The sequence below is a fragment of the Desulfobacterales bacterium genome (assembly GCA_030066985.1).
Lineage (GTDB): Bacteria > Desulfobacterota > Desulfobacteria > Desulfobacterales > JAHEIW01 > JAHEIW01.
Window position 1 is genome coordinate 1 of sequence record JASJAN010000047.1, and the last position, 15,566, is coordinate 15,566.

Below are 15,566 nucleotides of genomic sequence, written 5' to 3' on the forward strand. Positions count from 1 at the left end.
GGAATTAATGCCCGGGTGGTCAGTTACGAATGGGGAACCTATCTGAAGCGGCAGCGCGAGCAGCCGGAAGATATGGATCTGTTTCAGCTGGGCTGGACCGGCGACAACGGTGACCCGGACAACTTTCTGGCAGTTCTCTTCGATGGCATGGCATCCTCATCCATCAGAACCCAGTGGCACAGCAAAGAATACCACGATCTGATGACCCAGGGTAAACAAACCATCGATCAGAACAAGCGCGCCGAGATCTATAAAACAGCTCTGAAGCTCATCTATGAGCAAGTGCCGGTGATCAGTGTCGCGCACTCGACGGTCATCACGCCGGTCAGAAATGAAGTCATGGATTTCAAACAACATCCAACCAATTCACAACGGTTTAAAAATGTTTGGCTAGATAAATAAGCTTAATGGTCAGGCAAACTAAAAAAGGGGAAAGCGGGACATCCGCTTTCCCTTTTTTGTTTACACCCGGTCTTATTTGATATAGACATTTAAAGCTTAGCTTGAGTTCTTAAAAATATATAGCACCCGCTAATAATTACAAAAAATCGTAATCAAATTCCTCAATGATCGCTTACATCATTAGAAGAATTTTTATCTTGATCCCCACCCTGCTGGGCGTATCTATCCTGGTGTTTCTGATGCTGCACCTCACCCCGGGTGATCCCGCTGAACTGCTGATGGGTGAACGGGCCTCGGAAGAAGCGCTGCGGGAAATCCGGGAGCACCTTGGGCTGGATAAACCGCTGTATGAGCAATACGGACTGTTTCTCAAACAATTGATGCAGGGCGACTTAGGAGAGACCATCTGGACACGCCAGAAGGTCTGGATCGAGGTTAAAGAGCGCTTTCCGGCCACCATCGAGCTTTCCATCGTGGCATTGCTGATCAGTTGCTTTGCCGGCATGATCCTCGGCATTATATCCGCCACCAAACAATACTCCATATTTGATTATCTGAGCATGTTCGGGGCACTAGTGGGCGTCAGTATGCCCATCTTCTGGCTGGGGCTCGTTTTTATGCTCATATTTGCCCTCAACCTTGGATGGCTGCCCATGTCCGGCCGCTTGAGTGTCGGTGTAGAGCTTGAAACCATCACCAACCTCTACATCCTGGACGCTATCTTAACGCGCAACTGGGCCGCGCTGCGGGATGCGCTCTGGCATATCATTATGCCCGCCGTCACTCTAAGCACGATCCCAACGGCCATCGTTGCCCGCATGACCCGCTCTTCGATGCTGGAGGTGCTGCGCCAGGATTACATCAAAACCGCTAAGGCCAAGGGTCTTTCACAATTTTTTGTTATTTTCAAACACGCTTTGCGCAATGCGCTGATTCCGGTGGTCACCACCATCGGTCTTCAATTTGGCGTGCTGTTGGGCGGGGCCATTTTGACGGAAACCATCTTTGCCTGGCCCGGTGTGGGCAAATGGATGTTTGATGCCGTAATTAAACGTGACTATATGGTCATCCGCAGCGGCACCCTGTTTATCGCCACCATATTCGTTTTGATCAATCTGTGCGTGGATGTGTTGTATGCGATTATTAATCCTCGCATCAGTGTAAAATAGAAGTGATTTTAAAACCCCATCTAATGTCCGATAGCTGCGTTGCCCCGCGAATTGAAATACGCATCCACCAGAATGTGTGGTAGACTCCGCATTCAATTCGCGCGACGTCTTGCTCTCGAACATGATCTGAGGTTTTAAAATCACTTCAATAAATTAAAACTCACAATTTGGAGTTAAGTCGCCCAGAGGCGAACTTCAAAATATTAAAGATTAAGCGATTAAAAGAACATTCAAAGATTCAGCACTTTATTTAAATGGCCAAGGACAAACCCAAAAAAAACCCGGAAGACCGGCATCCGTTTTTTGATCAGATCAGCCAGCTGTGGCGTAACAAAACCGCCGTGCTGGGTTTGATCATCATCGCCATATTTATTATCAGTGCCCTTTTAGCCCCATACATAAGCCCACACGATCCAATTGAAACATCCCTTTACGATCAGCTCAAACCACCGGTGTGGCATGCGACCGGCACATGGAAAAATATCCTGGGCACCGATGATCTGGGCCGGGACATCCTTTCGCGTCTGATCTACGGTGCACGGGTTTCATTGCTCGTAGCGGTGATCAGTGTGGGTTTGGCTTTTTTCTGTGGGACCCTGTTGGGCTGCGTTTCCGGCTATTACAAAGGTTGGCGCGACAACTTTATCATGCGGTTAATGGATATTATTCTGGCCTTTCCCTATATTCTGCTGGCCATCGTTGTGGTGGCCTATTTAGGACCCAGCCTGCAAAACGCCATGATTGCCATCGCCATCACGTATATACCGCGTTTTGCGCGTATCGTGCGCGGCAGCGTTCTTGAAGAATGTGAGAAAGACTATGTCAGTGCTGCGCGCGCCATCGGCGCCAATGATTTTCGCATTATTTTTATTGCCATTTTGCCCAACTGCCTCGGCCCGCTGATCGTGCAGACCACGCTGGGGTTTGCCTCGGCCATTCTGGATATGGCGGCCTTGAGTTTCCTGGGGTTGGGCGCCCAGCCGCCCACACCGGAGTGGGGTGCCATGATTGCCAAGAGCCGCGCGCTGATTTTGCGGGCCTCGTGGGTGATGACCTTTCCGGGGCTGGCCATTCTTTTTGCGGTGCTGGGCTTCAATCTGTTGGGTGACGGACTAAGAGATGCACTAGACCCGAGATTAAGGGATTGATGACAGTGGAAATGGGCAACAAAAACCTATTGGAAATTAAAAACCTGCAGACCTATTTTTATGTTCGCGGTTACGTGGCCAAAGCCGTCGACAATGTGAGTCTGACGATCAGATCCGGTGAAACCCTGGGTCTGGTAGGAGAATCCGGCTGCGGCAAAAGTGTCACGGCCCATTCCATTATTCGCCTGATTCCGGATCCGCCCGGTAAAATCGAGGGCGGTGATATCGTTTTTGATGGTCAGGATTTACTGGCGCTTTCCAAGGCGCAGATGCGCAAAATTCGGGGCAACCGGATTTCGATGATTTTCCAGGAGCCGATGACATCGCTGAATCCGGTCTTTTCGGTGGGCGACCAGGTCGGTGAAGTCATCCGGCTGCATCAAAAACTGTCCCGCAGCGCCACCCGCGAACGCGTGATTGACATGTTTCAACTGGTGGGTATACCGGCTGCCGAAAAACGGCTTGCGGATTACCCGCATCAGATGAGCGGCGGGATGCGCCAGCGCGTGATGATCGCCATGGCCCTGGCCTGCAGCCCCAAATTGATGATCGCCGATGAACCCACCACGGCTCTGGACGTCACCATTCAGGCCCAGATCCTGGATTTAATGAACAAGCTCAAAGACGAAACCGGGGCTGCCATCCTTTTTATTACCCACGACCTGGGGGTTATTGCTGAAATGGCCCAGAATGTGGCCGTGATGTATGCCGGCAAAGTAATGGAGTATACAGATGTTAAAACCCTTTTTGCCAAACCGCTAAACCCGTATACGGTGGGGTTGCTGCAATCCATTCCGGTGCTGGGTCGCGAATCCAAAGAAAGCCGATTGAAAACCATCTCGGGTGTTGTGCCGTCATTGCTGAATTTGCCCACTGGCTGCCTGTACAGTGATCGCTGCCCGGATGTTTTTAGCGACTGCCGCCAAAAGGGCCCCAAGATGGTTCAGGTCGCCGATAATCATTTTGTAAGGTGTTTGAAATATGCCTAACATCCTGCTGGAAGCCCGAAATATCGTAAAACATTTCTCCATCAAAGGCGGTGTGTTTTTAAAGGAAATCGCTTCGGTCAAGGCAGTCGAAGACGTGAGTTTGACCATTGAAGAGGGTGAAACCGTTGGACTGGTGGGCGAATCCGGTTGCGGTAAGACCACTTTTGGCCGAGCGATTTTACGACTGGAGGAACCGACATCGGGTGATATTTTTTTCGAGGGCCAGAGTATCCTCAACTATGACAAGAAAAAAATGCAGGCCCTACGCGAAAAAATGCAGATCATTTTTCAAGACCCGTTTTCTTCTCTCAATCCCCGCAAAACCGTATCCCACATCATCGGTGAGCCGCTGCTGGTTCACGGCCTGCGCAGCCGTAAGAAACGCGACGAACGAGTGCTGGAGCTGTTAAGAGTGGTGGGGTTACGCAAAGAGCACATGCGCCGCTACCCGCACCAATTCTCAGGTGGGCAGCGGCAAAGAATCGGTGTGGCCAGAGCGCTGGCCTTAAATCCCAAGCTGATTGTCTGTGATGAGGCCGTTTCCGCCCTGGATGTCTCCATCCAGGCTCAGGTGATTAATCTACTCAAGGACCTGCAGGATGAGTTCGGTCTGACCTATCTGTTCATATCCCATGATTTAAGTGTAGTGGAGCATGTCAGTGATCGCGTGGCGGTGATGTACCTGGGCAAAATCGTAGAGTTTGCGCCCAGCAAAACCCTTTACAAGACACCGCTTCACCCTTATACCCAGGCACTTTTATCGGCGGTTCCCATTCCGGATCCCGCTCAAAAAAGTAACGAGCGAATCATTCTAAAAGGCGACGTCCCCAGCCCCATTGATCCCCCGCCAGGCTGCAGCTTTCACCCGCGCTGTCTTTTTTCAAAAGATATTTGCAGTAAAAGAGAACCGGAGTTCAGGGAAGTTCGAAATAAGCACTTTGTTGCCTGTTTCTATGCCGGTCAGCTTATATTGAATGCACCAGATGCCTCTTTTGGATAGGCAAAGGCACTTTTTTTACCAATAGCTTCAGGCGAATCGATTTATCTTACACAAAAAACCCGCATCCACATCTGTCGATTTTACCACCCGGGAAGGCACTACAATATAACACTCCTGCGGCGCAATGTGTTCCCCATTGTCGTCTTTGGCGAACACTTGACCTTTAGTCAGTTTGGTTCCGGTGGCGACATCGGCGATGAGGAATTTAAAATTGAGGCCGGGGTTAATGGCGCTGATGCTTTCATACTGCTCAATGGTTTGCAGGTTTTTCTGAGGGGCTCCAGTTGAAACAGGCAGCAATTGGTAGTGTGCCAGTATGGCCTGCATGTGATTCTGTGCAGTATGCACGCCGTCAGCTGATAGGTGGTTGCCGCATTCAACAATTAACCCGCAGATGTGACGCTGGCCGGCTGCGCCGATCAACGCGCCCGGCATATGCGCAGCATGATAGGCAAAATGCAGCGGGATGTCACTGATGCGAAGCGCTAATTTCAGACTGTCGGTGCTGTCTTTCTCATAAACACAGAGTTTAAAGTCACCGATACTGACCGAATGCAGATCCAGCAGCGCTGAAATCCGGTTGTTTTGATCCAGGTATGCGATGATCTCAGCGGCCCGCCGGCCTTCGATGGTCGTGCTGTCCGTCTCGCTAAAACTGCGGTTCAGATCCCAGTCGATGTAACGCCGGTCATGCTCGAAGGCATGTGGGTTTCCCAACAGAAGGCTGACCTTACCACTCTGCAATTTGATCTCACCATTTTGCACCTGCCGATGAAATGCCACCATAGCATTGACCCCCCCCGGCTCATTGCCGTGGGTGGCGCCAACAACAACGACATGCGCCCCCTTTTTTTCTGCGGTCACTTCAATACAGTAAGGCAGCTTACAATTATTTTTCTTTTTAAAATACGCTAGTATTTCTTCTTTTGATTCATTCGTATTCATATTGACCGACTGGCTTTAATTGATGCCTAAGGGTTTTTGAATTTTAAAGATGTTACCATACCGGCCAGATACTGCGTCGGCATACTCGAACGGCCAACAACAGAAATACCGATAAACCTATCATCCATATAGGCACCGACAGCCACAGTCAGCATGTCAAAGGAACGGTAGCGCCAGGTGATTTCGCCATAATTGGCCGGGGTGCCGTCCGACAGGGTGATGAGCTCCTGTTTGCGAATGACAGGATCTTTGACCTGTGGATTTTTCTGATACAGTTTCAGGAGAAACGTTCCGGTATCTTTCAACGCCAGTCCCTGGGGAATATCGCCCACGGCGACACTAAAAATGGGGATGCCTCGAGGCGCTTTTTTTCGAAAAATCTGCCCGGGCTGCATGTCATGGTCGGTAATCGTCAGTGCGGGATCATATTCAACCGAAAAACCATAGGTCTTGTTCACATATAGTCCGAGTTGCTGACCCGAATGGGCATGGCCGGTTTTTTCTCTGATGTTCGCACGATCCCCGGGGCTGGTTTCTTGCCAGAGTGTGATGAGGTCATTCAGGGCTTTTTGCTGTTCGATATTTTCCGGCAACGGCTTGTCAGACTTCCCCGCTGGAATAATGTTAGAGCGCAGCAAGACTGAAGGGGTTAAAATGTCTTTTAGATCTAAACCGCTGGTGAAGACCGCTACGACATTCTTATGGGGCACCACAAAAATAAACTGGCCCATATAACCCATGGCCGTGTAGGCGCCGGCGCCTAGTGTCCACCACTGATAGCCATAATCCATGAGCCCCTTTGTGGAAATATGCTTGCGCGTAGAATCCTTTATCCAGCGCGAGGATATAATCTGTTTGTCCTCCCACAACCCATTTTTTAGATAAAGATAGCCGAATTTGGCCATGTCTCCGGGGCGGAGATGCAGTTCGCTGTATCCGGCGGTTATTCCCTGTGGGTTAGATGGCCACATAAAGTTGGACATGCCCAGCGGTCCAAAAAGGTGTTTTTCGGCAAAGGCCAGTGAATTCATACCGGTCTTTTGCTGCAAAATAGCTGAGAGCAGAAATGTAGCGCCATTGCAGTAATTAAATTGCGTGCCCGGTTTTTCAGCCATGGGCAAATCGATCATAAACTGCACCCAGTCAGGGCTGCGCTTCATTTCTTCCAGCCCGCGCCAGTGATAACGCCAATTATCGCGGCATTCGAGACCGGAGCTCATTGTCAGCAGGTGCTCAAGCGTCATGGCTTTCTTATCATCATCTAAATGCTTAGCAACACGATCCGGGAAAAAATCCAGTACCGGCTGATCCACCCTACCGATGTAGCCTTTGTCGATCGCAATGCCGATCAATGCCGATGTGACGCTTTTAGAACATGAGAATAACGGATGGAAATCATCCGCGTCGCGCGGATAACTGTAAGCATCCAGCACAATATACCCGTTGCGAATCACCAGAACACTGTCGATCTTGATATCGTTTTGCCAGATGGCCTCCATCATATCCAGCAACAGCGCCGAGTCCATTCCCTGGCTTTCGGGAGTGGCAGTTTTCCATCCCTTTGTCGGCCAGTAATCCGGCTTATCCTGCCCTGCCCCGCCACAACTCCATAACACTGCAGAGGCAAGTATGAGAACAAAAAATGACAGGACTTTTTTTATTATGTTTCGGTCCATTTTTCTAAACCTAATCGCTCTGATTTTGCTCGCAGGTTAAAACGGTGATGATAAAAACCAAAACTGCTTTGTAAAGGGTTAGATTTTGTATGAGAGTAAGGCGCAGGTCGCTTCAAAAGTGAAGGATTCAAAAACTCATATATTAGAATATGTTTGTTCAGTCCCCGAGTATATTTTGATCACAATTATTGAGTAATCTTACTTTTTAAATAAAGTAAATTGCTTTAACAGCGCTTAGATTTTGCTTGTAGGGTTTTGATACATTTTTAAAACCTAAACTGCTTTGTAAAGGGTTAGATTTTGTTTGAGAGTCCCGCCATCCGGCGGGATTTCACATCTGATCTTGATACATTAAGGTGTTCAACAAGCGTGAATTTATAGAACCTATCTCAAAATTGTAGATTACGTCTCCCGCTTAAAAGCGAAATTTCACGCCTAATCTTAAAGAATCAAAAAGTTCAACAAAGCGCGGCGAAAACTGATTTAAACACAGAGAATCCAGAAACTCATAAACAAGAATACGCTTGTTCAGCCCCCCGAATTATTTTTGATCATAACTATCGCTTAATCCAATTTTTCTATAAAAAGTAAATTGCTTTAACAGTGCTTAGATTTTGTTTGATAGCAAGGCGTGAATTACTGAGAAAGCGGAGCGTACACGCAGTACGTGAGCATTTCGAGGTGATTCACAACGCTGCTATCGGGCAAAAGATGAGCGCTGTTAAGGCAATTTTAGGCTTTGCGCTGAATTTTGGGGTTAAGCTCCTCCCTCAGCCAATCCGCAAACAAATTAATCCCAACCACCAGCAGAATCAGCGCCGCGCCCGGAAAAACAATCATCCACCACATACCGGCATAGATATAGTTTTTACCGATGGAAATCATCATCCCCAGCGACGGCTCGGTTAGCGGAACCCCAACGCCCAAAAAGCTCAGGGTGGCTTCGAGCATAATCACCACAGCCAGATCGATGGCCAAAACCACAAAGATCGGCGGAATGGCATTGGGCAGCAGATGACGCAGCAGAAGTCTGAAATCACCGGCGCCGGTGGACTTGGCGGCCATAATATAGGCATTTTGTTTGACCTCCAGCACACTGCCGCGCATGGTACGCGCATAGCGCACCCAGCCGGCAATACAAATGGCCAAAATAACGATCAGCTTGCTGCCGCCGCCGGCAATTCCTAAAAATAAAAAGGCCAGCAGGGTGGTTGAAAAGGAAAACAAGGTGTCGGCCAGGCGCATGGTGATGGCATCGATCCAGCCGCCATAGTATCCGGCTAAAAGTCCGATGAGTACACCGAAGGTCCCGGCGATCAACACAACACTGAAGCCCACGATCAAAGACGTTCGGCAGCCGTAGATGATGGTGCTCAAAATGCCGCGCCCTTGATCATCGGTTCCCAGCAAAAACGGCGCTGTGCCCTCTTCCATCCAGATCGGCGGTGTTAAAAAATGTTCCAGCGTCAACTTTTCAAGATCATAGGGGTTTTGGGGTGTAATCCAAGGCGCCAGCAATGCCGCCAAAATAAATAGCGCCAGGATAACACTGCCGATGATTGCAGAGGGATCCTGCAGGTAACTGTAAAGCATTCTGGATTTGATGCGCCGCTTACTCATAACGGATCTTCGGATTGATAACGGCATATAAAATATCGACGAGAATGTTCATCGTGATAATGATCACTGCCGCCAGCATAATATAGGTCACAATCACCGGTTGATCGGTTTCGTAAATGGATGTCAGCAATAAATTGCCCATGCCCGGCCACTGGAAGATCGTTTCGGTCACAATCGAAAACGCGATCAACTCACCAAATTGCAGGCCGGTGATGGTCACCACCGGAATCAGGGCGTTGCGCAGGGCATGTTTGAAAATTACTTTTCTGGGTGGCAGGCCCTTGGCCCAGGCGGTTTTGACATATTCTTCGGTCAACACTTCGCGCATGCCGGCCCGGGTCAGCCGCAATATCACCGCCAACTGGTACATGGCCAGTGTCAACGCCGGCAGGATCAGGTGCTTGATGCCATCGAAGGTCAACAAGCCGGTGCGCCAGAAACCCACCTTAACGGTTTCACCGCGCCCAAAAGGGGGCAAAATCCCCAGGTAAACGGCAAAACCCATAATAAGCAGAATACCCATTAGAAAAGTTGGAACGGAAATCCCGCCTAATGATCCGGCCATGATCAGCCGGTTTCGCAATATGTATGGCTTCAGGGCGACGACAACACCCAGCGCAACGCCGAGTCCAAAAGCCATAATGACGGCCGTAACGGCCAGCTCGAAGGTAGCCGGAAAGCGCTCCAGGATGAGCCCCAAGGCCGGCACCCGGGTAACATAGGATATGCCAAAATTGCCCTGGACGGCATTAGCCAGCCAGCGAAAGTACTGAACATGCATGGGCTTATCCAGACCCAGGCTGCGCCGCACTTCCTCAGCTTGCTCAAAGGTGGCATATCGTCCCGCCAAGGTCACCACCGGGTCACCCATGTAGCGAAAAATAACAAAACACAGGAGAGACGCCACCAGCAAAACGATAATACCCTGAATCAGTCTGCGTGCAATATAAGTGGCCATAATAACGGGAGGGTCGGGGCCGGAATCATCCGGCCCCGATACCTGTTTGTCGTTAGATTATTTTGAGATTTCCTTGTACACCATCCAGCGGTCCGGGCGCGGTTGAAATTTGATGCCGGCGCCTTTTTTTATGGCATATAGATCTTCCTGATAGTGCAGCGGAATCCAGGCAATCTTATCGACCATGGCCATCTTGTTAAGCTTCTGCAAAACCTTGCCGCGTTCTTGCGGATCGACAATATCGGCTGTGGATTGCAGCAATTTATCAATATCAGGATCGCTGAAGGCCGCGCCGTTGAAGCGCCCATGTCCGGATTTTTCGTCGCGGGTGTGGGCCAGCTTAAAATAGGTGCGCCCCATGTCAAAGGTGCCGTCAAACCAGCCGATCAGGTAAAAATCCAGCACCCCATCGGTCACTTCCGGAAAAAAGATGGATTTGGGTTTGACATCCAGCTGCACTTTAATGCCGACTTTGGCCAGATATTTGGCCACGGCCTCGGCTATTTTTTCATCCTGGACATAACGGTCATTGGGGCCGGAAAGCTTAATCTCAAAGCCCTTTTCATAGCCGGCCTCTTTTAGCAGCTTTTTGGCTTCGGCCGGATCGTATTTGAGCCGCTGAATATTGCCGTTATAGCCGATGGTGGGCGGATCCACAATCTGAGCCGCCGGTGCGGCGTGGCCGCGCATCACCTTTGCGATGATCTCATCTTCATTGATGGCCATGTACATGGCTTTGCGCACCCGGATATCAGCGGTCGGGCTGCCCGGCTTGTTGTTCAATGCCAGGAAAATCGACCGGCGGGCGGGCCGGTTGACCACATCCAGCTTAGGACTATTTTTAATTTTATCGAACAGCTCCACCGGAACACCGGACATCAGGTCCACCTGCCCGGCTGCCAATGCTGCAAAACGGGTGGAAGATTCTTTGATGGGTCGGACTTCCACTTTCTGGATCGGCGGCGCACCTTCCCAGTAATCCGCATTGGCTTCCAGTCGCACATAGGAGCCTTTGACCCATTCCACCAGTTTATAGGCGCCGGTGCCAATGGGTTTAACCATCACATCACCCGGATCACGGGATTCGGTGGACTCTTTATCCATGATAAAGATTTGGTGCATATTATTGGCAAACCAGGGAATCGGTTCTTTGGTTTTGATGATCACAGTGTAATCATCCGGCGTTTCCACGGCTGCAATCGATTTGCCGGTATTGATGAATTCGGAAACTTCCAGATTGCTCAGGCGTTCGAAGGAAAATTTGACATCGGCAGCCGTAAAGGCATTGCCGTTGTGAAATTTTACGCCTTTGCGCAGATAAAATTTCCAGGACAATTGATCCAGCCGCTCCCAGCGTTCGGCCAGCGCCGGTGCCAGGGTCCCATCCGGACCCTTGCGCTGCAAAAGGCCGTCAAAAAAGTTGGCCATGTACTGCAGGCCTGCATCCGAATCATCCCCGTGCGGGTTCATCATCCGGGGCGGGACATCCAGGGCCACGCTAATAGATGAGGCCGCCAGCACGGAACCACTCGCCCCGAATACCATCACTGCAACGGCGATGGCGATTAGAAAATAACATGTTTTTTTCATTGATGTTCCTCCTTTCCAATTAAATTACACGTCGTTTATGTGTCTCCCGGCAGTCCGTCAAAGCTTGCGTTTTTACGGTACCCCCCATTAACCGGGAAGCCATTTCCTTCACCCAATGCTGCATTGCTCCAATGATCTAGTATGAAGATCTTCAAGCAAAAATTAATTTGGAACGCTCTTTTTAGATTTAATATAAATAACAGGCAACTTGATGATTGTCGCCAATATCCTTTAAAACCGGCGTTTCCTTATCACAGACGTCCATGCGATGGGGACACCGGGGATGAAATGCGCAACCCGACGGTGGATTGATCGGGCTGGGCACATCGCCTTTTAAAACCATGCGTTCTTTTTTTACCCTGGGATCTGCCACCGGTATGGCCGACAGCAGGGCCTGAGTGTAGGGATGTTTGGGATCGGTATATACGTTGTTATAGGCAGCCATCTCCGCAATCTTGCCCAGATACATCACCGCAATCCGGTCACAAATATGTTCGACCACCGCCAGGTCATGGGCAATGATAATATAAGAAAGATGAAATTCTTTCTGAAGATCAATCAGCAGATTGATAATCTGGGCCTGGATGGAAACATCCAGCGCGGAAACCGGTTCATCGCCGATGATTACCTGGGGGTTGAGGGCCAACGCCCGGGCAATACCAATACGTTGCCGCTGGCCGCCGGAAAATTCATGAGGATAACGCCGCCCCTGCTCGGGCCGCAGACCGACTTTCTCCAGCAAATAGGCAATTCGATCCTTTCTTTCGGCTCCCGGATACACATTGTGGATTTCCATGGGATCCCGGAGAATATGATTGACGGTCATGCGGGGATTCAGCGAAGAATAAGGGTCCTGGAAGATCATCTGAATTTGTCTTTTAAGCGTTCTAAGTTCTGATGTATTCAGGGTGGTGATGTCTGTTTCCCCGAAGTGGACAGTGCCGGCAGTGGGTTCGATCAATCGTATGACCGCCAGACCGGTGGTGGTCTTGCCGCAACCGCTCTCTCCAACAATGCCGAGCGTTTCGCCTTTTCCAAGGGTAAAGGAAACGCCGTCAACCGCATAAACATAGCCTGCCGTGCGCGAAAGCAGGCCTTTTTTTATCGGAAAATGGACTTCCAAATTTTCAATTGACAGCAGTGTTTCCAATCGATTATGCCTTTTTTAATAAAACATGGTTATGCAGAAGGATCAAGTGGGGCACCAAAACCACGAAGGGCACGAAGGACACGAAAGGATAAAAGTAAATTAATGTGTTTTCCCTTTGTGATCTTCGTGTTCTTCGTGGTGTAAATCATATCAGTTATGTCCTCCTGGAGCTTCCCGGATAACCACATAAAAAAACCAGTTTAGTACAGAAAGCATCTCACCCAATGTCCATCGCCCAAATCCGTCATCTGGGGCGAATTTTGGTTACACATCTCCATCGCATGCGGGCAGCGTGGTGAAAAATGACAGCCCGATGACAAGTCATACAGGCTGGGCACAATACCCGCTATTTCCTGAAGCCGCTGGCGGCCATGCTGTGACCGCTGTCCCAGTTTTGGAATCGACTGCAGCAATCCCTGGGTATAGGGGTGTTTGGGATCTTCAAAAATAGCAATGGCCTTGGCTTCTTCCACCACCTTGCCGGCATACATCACAATCACCCGTTGAGCGATCTCGGCAATCACGCCCAGGTCATGGGTAATCATCATGACCGCAGTTTCGTAATCTTCTCTGAGCTGCAGCATCAGGTCAAGAATCTGGGCCTGAATGGTGACATCCAAAGCGGTGGTGGGCTCATCGGCGATCAGAATTTCAGGATTGCAGGCCAGCGCCATGGCAATCATGGCGCGCTGGCGCATCCCGCCGGAAAGCTGGTGCGGATACTCGTGCACCCTTTTTTCCGGAGCGGGAATCTGAACCTTTTTAAGCATCTCAATCGAGTTGTCCCAGCTATCGCTTTTGGATTGCTTTTCATGCAGGATGAACATTTCAGATATCTGATCACCGATGGTGTAAACCGGATTCAAAGAGGTCATTGGTTCCTGGAATATCATGGCAATGCGTTTGCCACGAATCGTTCGCATCTGCTCCATGGTCAGCTGAACGATATCGGTGTCATCAAATAGTATTTGGCCTTGAACGATTTTGCCGGGCGGTTCGGGGATCAGGCGCATAATGGATTGAGCCGTGACGCTTTTGCCGCAGCCGGATTCTCCGACAATGCCAAGCACCTCGCCTTTATCAACATGAAAGCTGACATCGTCGACGGCTTTGGCAACGCCCTCAAATGTAGAAAAGTGGGTTTTGAGATCTTTGACTTCAAGAAGGTGAGAGGGTTCGCTCATGTTTCCTTTCGAAAATGGCGTTTAATCAAAACTGAACAAAAAGGATAAGAGCCGCAAAGAGCGCTAAGTGAGTTTAACCAGGCGATTTAACTTAATTAGCACTACATCAATACCCCTGAGAGTCGCTGTGTGTCAATAAAAATAAGCCAAAAAACCGGTCGTATTCGGCCTTCAAATAGTTATCCATCTGAATAGATCTATGGATATCTTTTCAGAGCTTTCAGCCCCTAAATTTATAAGGAATATTCTAGCGCGTAGGGATAGGTCGAGGTGAAATGTTCTTGAAGGTTTGCCGGTTGGCCCGTTGCCCGTTTAGCCCGAAAAACGAAAGGAATTGCGATTTGTATAATCAAACCGGTCGATGGGGCTGACGGGCTCAACCTCCTACTATATTTCTTTGAGGAGCTTATTGGCCGGTGACTCCGCCATGGATTGGCTAAAGTCCTGTAAAGCTTGCGATAGCGCTTGGTATCCCTCGGTTTGGGCAACGGGGATATCTTCGATCCCTTGATGATCCAGCGCTTGCAGGACAGATTGAATGGTCAGTTGATTAATGTCGCGGGCTGGTTGATACGCAAATTCCTTGTCCGTTTTGGTCTTGATCTCTGAAACCAGTCCGCTTTCAACCAGTTCAGATAAAATACGATGCACCAGGCGAATGGGCATTTGCAGCTTATCCGAAATTTGTGAATCGGTGAGTGGTTTATCGCCATTTTGAAACTTATTGATCAACAAATGGACAACTTGCAAGGTCAACAGCTTCCTGAAGCCCGGGCTGACCTTGAGACTGTCCGGCTCAAATTCATAGGTATCCACATTCTGGCTGGCAAAAGACAGTTCCGCACCGAAAAGAACAATCCACCAGCTGATCTGAAGCCATATTAAAAAAAGGGGCAAGGCCGCAAGGCTGCCGTAAATGGCGTTAATTTGCGCAGCACTGATTTGAAAGGTGATATAAGCCCACTGGGCAATTTGATAGAGTGTCCCGGCAACCACCCCGCCTAACAAACCGGCCTTCAAAGAAACCTTGGTATTGGGCATGATGATATAAAGAATCGTAAACAGGATCCAGATTAAGATATATGGCATGGATTCGAAAAGAAAATAGATAAACGGATTCAGAACATCCAGATAGGCAACTTTCTGTGTGATTTGGGATACCTGGGCCTTGATAAAAACGGTTATCGAACCGCTCATCAATATGAAAATCGGTGCAATTAGCATAATGGCCAGATAATCGCTGAATTTCCTGATCCAGCTGCGGCTTTCTTTTATTTGCCAGATGTCGTTAAAGGCCCTTTCAATATGCCCGAGGACCTTGAGAACAGCCCAAAAAAGTACCAGCAGGCCAACACCTGCAATCAGGCCGCCCTGGGTCTGTTGCAGCAGAGAATTGGCAAAATTGATGATTTGGTTTAAAACATCTTCCTGCCCGGGAAACCGCTGGAAAAGTTCCCTTTCCAACCGCCTTTCAAAACCAAAACCTTTGGCAATGCCGAAAAATACAGCCACGATGGGTACAATCGAAAGCAGGGTAAAGAACGTTAGTGAAGAGGCCCGCAGCAAGCAGCGGTCATCATTGTACCCCCGAAGCGTGAGTATGATGACGCGCAGCTGCCTGAGTAGAAATGATTTGCCAAACGGCAGCTCTTCCAGCCGGATTCGCCAGATATCCGTGCGCACAAAACGGATGCATTTGGTAATAATTTCGACAATCTTTTGCATGTAAATGGGC

At 49.4% G+C, this 15,566-nt stretch carries 13 protein-coding genes; 5 read left to right on the top strand and 8 right to left on the bottom strand.

Annotated features, from left to right (window positions below; genetic code table 11):
- From QNJ26_18980 to QNJ26_19000, 5 genes are all read left to right on the top strand, one after another.
- Positions 1-402 (top strand): ABC transporter substrate-binding protein (locus QNJ26_18980; protein MDJ0987632.1); only part of this gene is annotated, 402 nt, incomplete at its 5' end.
- A 164-nt stretch (positions 403-566) separates the two neighbouring features.
- Positions 567-1,571: an ABC transporter permease gene (locus tag QNJ26_18985; GenBank protein MDJ0987633.1), complete on the top strand. Its 1,005-nt coding sequence runs from the start codon at positions 567-569 to the stop codon at positions 1,569-1,571.
- Positions 1,572-1,825: 254 nt separating this feature from the next.
- Positions 1,826-2,719 (top strand): ABC transporter permease, encoded by an 894-nt coding sequence (locus tag QNJ26_18990; GenBank protein ID MDJ0987634.1) that lies wholly within the window; start codon positions 1,826-1,828, stop codon positions 2,717-2,719.
- Between the two features lie 11 nt (positions 2,720-2,730).
- The gene (locus QNJ26_18995) at positions 2,731-3,708 is read left to right on the top strand and encodes an ABC transporter ATP-binding protein (protein ID MDJ0987635.1); all 978 of its coding nucleotides are present in this window, start codon (positions 2,731-2,733) and stop codon (positions 3,706-3,708) included.
- A complete protein-coding gene (locus QNJ26_19000) occupies positions 3,701-4,708 on the top strand; it encodes a dipeptide ABC transporter ATP-binding protein (protein ID MDJ0987636.1) in 1,008 nt (335 codons plus the stop codon). The genes QNJ26_18995 and QNJ26_19000 overlap by 8 nt, the downstream gene beginning before the upstream one ends.
- Positions 4,709-4,735: 27 nt before the next feature.
- On the opposite strand, the gene QNJ26_19005 is transcribed toward QNJ26_19000, so the two are convergent.
- The 8 genes from QNJ26_19005 to QNJ26_19040 all read right to left on the bottom strand — a co-directional run bounded on the left by QNJ26_19005 (position 4,736) and on the right by QNJ26_19040 (position 15,556).
- A complete protein-coding gene (locus tag QNJ26_19005; GenBank protein ID MDJ0987637.1) occupies positions 4,736-5,653 on the bottom strand; it encodes a succinylglutamate desuccinylase/aspartoacylase family protein in 918 nt (305 codons plus the stop codon).
- A gap of 26 nt (positions 5,654-5,679) precedes the next feature.
- On the bottom strand, positions 5,680-7,329 hold the full coding sequence (locus QNJ26_19010; protein ID MDJ0987638.1) for a serine hydrolase: 1,650 nt from the start codon (positions 7,327-7,329) through the stop codon (positions 5,680-5,682).
- A 732-nt stretch (positions 7,330-8,061) separates the two neighbouring features.
- Positions 8,062-8,949 (bottom strand): ABC transporter permease, encoded by an 888-nt coding sequence (locus tag QNJ26_19015; protein MDJ0987639.1) that lies wholly within the window; start codon positions 8,947-8,949, stop codon positions 8,062-8,064.
- Positions 8,942-9,907, bottom strand: a complete 966-nt coding sequence (locus tag QNJ26_19020) for an ABC transporter permease (protein ID MDJ0987640.1) — start codon at positions 9,905-9,907, stop codon at positions 8,942-8,944. Before QNJ26_19020 ends, QNJ26_19015 begins: the two co-directional genes overlap by 8 nt.
- 57 nt (positions 9,908-9,964) lie before the next feature.
- Positions 9,965-11,497 (bottom strand): ABC transporter substrate-binding protein, encoded by a 1,533-nt coding sequence (locus QNJ26_19025; protein ID MDJ0987641.1) that lies wholly within the window; start codon positions 11,495-11,497, stop codon positions 9,965-9,967.
- A gap of 187 nt (positions 11,498-11,684) precedes the next feature.
- Positions 11,685-12,647, bottom strand: coding sequence for a dipeptide ABC transporter ATP-binding protein (locus QNJ26_19030; GenBank protein MDJ0987642.1), 963 nt, complete (start codon positions 12,645-12,647; stop codon positions 11,685-11,687).
- 200 nt (positions 12,648-12,847) lie between these two features.
- Positions 12,848-13,831, bottom strand: coding sequence for an ABC transporter ATP-binding protein (locus QNJ26_19035; protein MDJ0987643.1), 984 nt, complete (start codon positions 13,829-13,831; stop codon positions 12,848-12,850).
- Between the two features lie 387 nt (positions 13,832-14,218).
- The gene (locus QNJ26_19040; protein MDJ0987644.1) at positions 14,219-15,556 is read right to left on the bottom strand and encodes a YihY/virulence factor BrkB family protein; all 1,338 of its coding nucleotides are present in this window, start codon (positions 15,554-15,556) and stop codon (positions 14,219-14,221) included.
- Between the last annotated feature and the right edge of the window lie 10 nt (positions 15,557-15,566).